The following is a 5681-nucleotide window of genomic DNA, read 5'->3' on the forward strand; positions in this document are numbered from 1 at the left end:
AACCGCTTGAACCGCTTGAGCGGGAAAGGCAAAAGATAAGAGACAAGAGCACGGCCCGGCCCCCCGGATGACAACCGGGAGCCGGGCCCTGCTCTTTTGTCTTTTTCTTTCAACGTTCAAGCGGTTCCAACGGTTCCAACGGTGCTAACGGTTTTATCGGTTTTATCGGTCTTTGTTCGTCAACATTTCCTCGACCTTTTGGAGCAATTCGTGAGGGGAGAGGGGTTTTGCAAGAAAAGTGAAGCCTGTTTCGTCCATGCCTTTGTCGGAGAGGACGTCCCTTGTGTATCCGCTCGTGTAGAGGACCTTGGCATCAGGCCGCATCACCCGGACCTGATCGACCACTTCCTTTCCGTTCTTGCGAGGCATGACCACATCGATGATGATGAGGTCGATCGAATCCGGGTTGGCCATGAACGCCTCGATGGCTTCAAGTCCATCGGCTGCTTCGATGACCCTGTAGCCCGTCTTCCTGAGAACGCTCGTCGCCAAACGGCGGACCTCCGGGTTGTCCTCGGCGAAGAGGATGGTTCCGTACCCTTTTCTCGCCGCGGAGGGTTTCACTCTGCCCTCGCGGGTCCTCTCCTCCACGGCAGGCAGGTAGATGTGAAAGGTGGTCCCCGTATCTTTTTCCGAATAGGCGGAGATGAATCCGTTGTGCTGTTTCACTATGCCGTAAACGATGGACAGGCCGAGACCGGTGCCTTTTCCCACTTCCTTGGTCGTGAAGAAGGGATCGAAGATGCGCGCCCGGGTCGTCTGGTCCATGCCGCTGCCCGTGTCGGAGACAGAGATCATCGCATAGAGGGAATTCTTTCCATGCTGGGACCTGAGGAAGCTGTCGTCAGAGCGGACATGCCCGGCCTCGATGGAAAGCATCCCGCCCGACGGCATGGCATCCCGGGCATTGGTCGCAAGGTTGATGAGGACCTGTTGGATCTGGGTGATGTCCGCCATGACCGTGATACCCGGGCTTGTCAGCGATATCTTGAGGTCTATGTCTTCCGACAGGAGCCGTTTCAGGAGTCTCTCCACGCCGGAGATGATGTCGTTGATGTCGTGATGCTTGAGGTTGATGCTTTGTTTCCTGCTGAAGGCGAGGAGACTCTGGGTCAGGTTGACGGCCTTCTCCGAGGAAGCGAGGATCTCCTCGACGTAGGCGCGCGACGGGTCTTTCTCCTCCATTTCCATTTCCAGGAGGTTCCCGTAGCCGATCACGGCGGTGAGGATGTTGTTGAAATCATGGGCGACACCCCCGGCGAGCTGGCCGATGGCCTCCATCTTCTGTGACTGGAGGAGCTGGGCCTGCAGCCTTTCCCTTTCCTCGTCGGCCCGTTTTCTCTCGCTGATGTCATGGGCGAAGGCAAAGATATATTCATTGCCGCCGTAACTCATGTAATTCAGATTCAGCTCGACGGGGAACTTGGTCCCGTTCTTTCTCTTGCACTTCGACTCTATCATCATGGAGTGCTTTGCCTTAAGCTCCGGGAAAATGTCACTCTTCCAGAGTTTGTGCGGGAAGTCCTCATCCCACGTCCTGACGTTCTTGCCGAGCATCTCGTTTTCCGTGTACCCGAGTGCATTCAGGGCCGCCTTGTTGACGCGCAGAGCATTGCCGTCCATGCTCAGCCAGAATGTCGGTATCGCTGATTGGTCCAATGAAAAGCTGGTCATGCGGAGAAGCTCATCGGTCTTCTTTCTCTCCGTGATGTCAAAGGCGATGGAGCAGATGTATCCGATGCCCCCGTATTCCATGTAGTTCCCCTTTATCTCGACTGGATAGAGGGAGCCGTCCCTGCGCTTCTGAGATGACTCGAAGATGATCGTTCCCCGCCGCTTGACGTCGTTCCAGTGGTCTTTCCAGACGAGGGACGTGAAGGAGGGGTCGATGTCGGGAAGTGTGAGCCGGAGCATCTCATCCCGCGTGTATCCCGTGGAGCGGCAGGCCTCGTCATTGGCGTACAGTATCCGGGCGTCCTCGCCTATCCAGAGGATGATGGCGGCGGCCTTGTCGACGGTGAACTGCGTTAGCAGAAGCTGCTGTTCGACCTTTCTGCGTTCCGTGATGTCCCTCACGAACGTGCAGTTGTATTCCTGGTTTCCATACGCAAGATAACTGCCCGATATCTCAACGGGATAGACCCTGCCGTCCTTTGTGCGGTGGTAAGATTCGGTGAGCAGGGACCCGCAGGTCTTTTTCTCTCTCCAGTGCCATTTCCAGCCCTCCTTCGTGAGAATGGGGTCGAGGTCGAAGACGGTCATGGAGAGGAGCTCGTCCCGGGAATATCCCGTGGTGCGGCAGGCGGCTTCATTGACGTAGATGATGCGGGCGTTGTTGTCGAGCCAGAAGATGCAGTCGACAACGCGGTCGACGACCGCCTGGGTGAAGTTCAGGCGCCCTTCCGTTCCCTTGCGCTCCGTCACATCGACGATGGTTATCATGCGATACTGCTTCCCGGGGAAGTCGAGGAGATGCCCTGTGACCTCTACATCGATAACGGTGCCGTCTTTCTTCACGTGGCGCGAAGAAGCCGCTGAGCGGTCCGCGGGCGGTCTCGCGAGAATGTCGAGAAGCTCCGGAATACTCTCGGATGCAACGAGGTCCATGAGGTTGAGGGACAGAAATTCCTCGCGTCTGTACCCGTAGTTTTTGAGGGCGATGTCGTTGACGTCGATGATCTCCAGTGTTTCGATATCATAAACGAGGGAAGGGAACGGGTTGTTGCTGAACATCTGGCGATATCTCAACTCGCTTGCTCGCAGTGCCTCCTCCGCTTCCTCACGGGCCACGATGTCCCGCGCCTGGCGGATGTTCTGCATCGCGAGAAGGGAGAGCTGCCTGGCTATGAGAGAAATGGAATGACATACCTTTTCGAATTGCTCTCGCGTCATCCGGGGCACATCGGAGAGGGCGCGGCTGTATGCCTCGCGGTCCACTCCCATCGTATCCGCATGCTGAACAAGGTCTTCCACCCTGATGTCCCTGTCCAGGACCTGTCCCACGAGCCAACTCGCAAGGCGGTGGCTGCCCGCGGTGATGGGTATTATTCCGTACAGGAGCCCGCATCGCGGACATTGTTCGACGGCCGGCTCCGTGCTCCCCGCGTTCGGGGCGACAAAGGACGGGGCCATGCACGTGAGGAAGGTAAGGCCATCCTTTCTGGCAACGGTGTTGAGGACGCTCGAGAAGCCGACATAGTCGGTGATGGCTTTTCCGGTGCGGTCAAGGATGACGGACGCGATGCCGAAGGCCTCGGCAAAGGCACTCTGCAAACCCTGCACGTCCTTGAGGTCGAGGATGCCGGCGAGGCTTGACTGGGCGGTTCTCGGCGATTTCTTGTTCATTCTTCCCGGAATGGCGGCATCCTTCCGGGCGGACCGTCCCTTGCGGTTCCCGGCGCGCCCGGAGGACCTGACGTTGTCTTTCGTGGGCATGATCGTCTCTGAAATATTCTTTATGCCGTCTATATTACCATTAAAAACCGGTTCGCACTAGACTTTTCATCCGATGGCCCCGGCGGCCGACAGCTCGAAATGGAGCCTGTTGGACGTCACATCGGCCGTGACGACCTTTATCGTCACGGCATCGCCGACGCGGTAGCTCTTCCTCGTCCTTCGGCCCGTGATCCTGAAGCGCTCTTCCTCGAAGCGGTAGTAGTCGTCACCAAGACTCGAAAGGAGGACGAGACCTTCCACGAACACCTCCGAGAGCTCCACGAAGAAGCCAAAGGAAGTGACGTGGGAAATGACACCCGTGAAGACGTCGCCCACGCGGTCTTTCATATAGAGTATGCGGATCCTGTCCTCGAGTTCGCGCTCGGCCTCCATGACGATACGCTCCCGCTCTGAAAGGTGAGCGGCCATCACGGCCAGTTCCTCTTCGTCATAAACGGGCTGCTTGCCGGCCAGGGCGCCCTTCAGTATCCTGTGGCAGACGAGGTCGGGGTACCTGCGTATCGGTGATGTGAAATGGAGGTAGCTGTCGGAGGCCAGGCCGTAATGCCCTTTGTTCCGTGCGAAGTAACGGGCCTGTTTCATGGACCTCAGAAGGACCCTGTTGACTATGAACTCGTAATTGCTCTCTTTCACGCTGTTCAACACGTCCTGCAGGGCCCGGGGTGTCGTGATCTTCCTGTGCCCGATGCCGAGTCCCTGAAGAAGCCGTTCGAAGTCGCGTAACTTGTCCTTCTCGGGGGGTTCGTGGACCCTGAAAAGGGCCGGGATCTTCTTTGCCTCGAAGTAGCGCGCCACGGCTTCGTTGGCCGCGATCATAAACTCCTCGATGATGCGGTGTGAATAGAGGCGCCGGGACCGAACGATCTGGCGGATGCCCCCCTTGATGTCGAGGATGACCTCAGGCTCGGGAAGGTCGAAATCGATGCTTCCCCTCTGCTCGCGCGTTGAGGTGATGAGTCCGGCGAGCTCGGCCATGTCCGTCAGGGCCGCGAGATGGGGCTCGAGCTTCCGGCGTGTCTTCCTGTCGTTCTCGATGATGGCCTTCTCTACGGCCTCGTAGGTGAGACGCATGGTGCTGCGTATCAGGGAGGGGCAAAAGGAGCAACCGAGCACGCGCCCGTTCCTGTCGAAGTCAATGGTCGCCGTGACCGTGTATCTTTCCTCGAGGGGATTGAGGCTGCAGATTCCGTTGGAGAGGGCCTTGGGCAGCATGGGAAGCACCCGGTCAGGGAAGTAGACGCTTGTGCCTCGTTTGTACGCTTCGCCGTCAAGTGAGGAACCGGCCGTCACGTAATGGGACACGTCGGCGATGGCAACGTGAAGAGTGAAGCCCGCCGCCCCGTGTTCGATGGCGACGGCGTCGTCGAAATCCCGGGCGTTCTTCCCGTCGATTGTAACGAATCCGATATCCCTCTGGTCCACGCGGCCTTGCGGCGTGAGTGGCGCCACGGAGGCGCGCGCCTCGTCCTCCACGTGTTTCGGGAAACGCCGGGAGAGGGAATGCTTGTATTCGATGAACTTCCCGATGGCTGCGACGGTCGTGAGGTCGCCGAGAACCCTGGTGATCGCGCATTCGGGTTCGATCTTCTCGCCAGGGAAGGCGGTTATCCGGGCGACCACCAGTTCACCGTCATGGACCTCCCTGCGTGGCCGTGATGCCAGGTATTCCGTTTGATATCGATAATCTTCTGGAATAACATAAACCTTATTATCTGATATCTTGACAAAGCCTATGATAGTAGAGGACTTACGCTCTATTATCCTTATGACCTTCCCCTCCATTTTGCCCCGGTAGTGGTCGAGTCTCACGGTGACGTGGTCGCCGTGAACGGCGTGATTGAGGTTTCGTGACGATACGAAGACATCCTTCTCTCCCTCTGTATCGGGTATGACGAAGGCATTGCCGCTGCGGGTGCACCACAGGGTCCCGGAAACGAGGTCCATCTCCCTTGTGAGTCCGAACCTCTTGTTCTTGAGTTCTATTACCCGGCCCTTTGCCATGAGGGCGCGAAGGTGCCGTATGATATCCCGTCGTCCCGGCCTGCCGCGCCCGAAGATGTCTTCCAGTTCCTCGATGCCGAGAGGCCGCCGCGCACCGGATAGGACCCGGAGGACCTGGGCGTCGGTGATGGGCTCAGCATCCCTCTTTCTTTTCTTCCCAGTACTTTTTCTTCGCATGATAGGTTATACCATGTTCAGCAAGGGCTTCCAACCTTTCAGGGGTC

2 protein-coding genes are annotated in these 5681 nt (G+C 57.8%); both read right to left on the bottom strand.

Translation table 11 applies throughout. From position 1 onward, the window contains the following. Nucleotides 1-162: 162 nt before the first annotated feature. A complete protein-coding gene (locus tag GXX82_08960; protein NLT23163.1) occupies nt 163-3435 on the bottom strand; it encodes a PAS domain S-box protein in 3273 nt (1090 codons plus the stop codon). Between the two features lie 66 nt (nt 3436-3501). Further along, the gene (gene rnr, locus GXX82_08965; protein NLT23164.1) at nt 3502-5634 is read right to left on the bottom strand and encodes a ribonuclease R; all 2133 of its coding nucleotides are present in this window, start codon (nt 5632-5634) and stop codon (nt 3502-3504) included. Between the last annotated feature and the right edge of the window lie 47 nt (nt 5635-5681).

This window comes from Syntrophorhabdus sp. (assembly GCA_012719415.1).
Lineage (GTDB): Bacteria > Desulfobacterota > Syntrophorhabdia > Syntrophorhabdales > Syntrophorhabdaceae > Delta-02.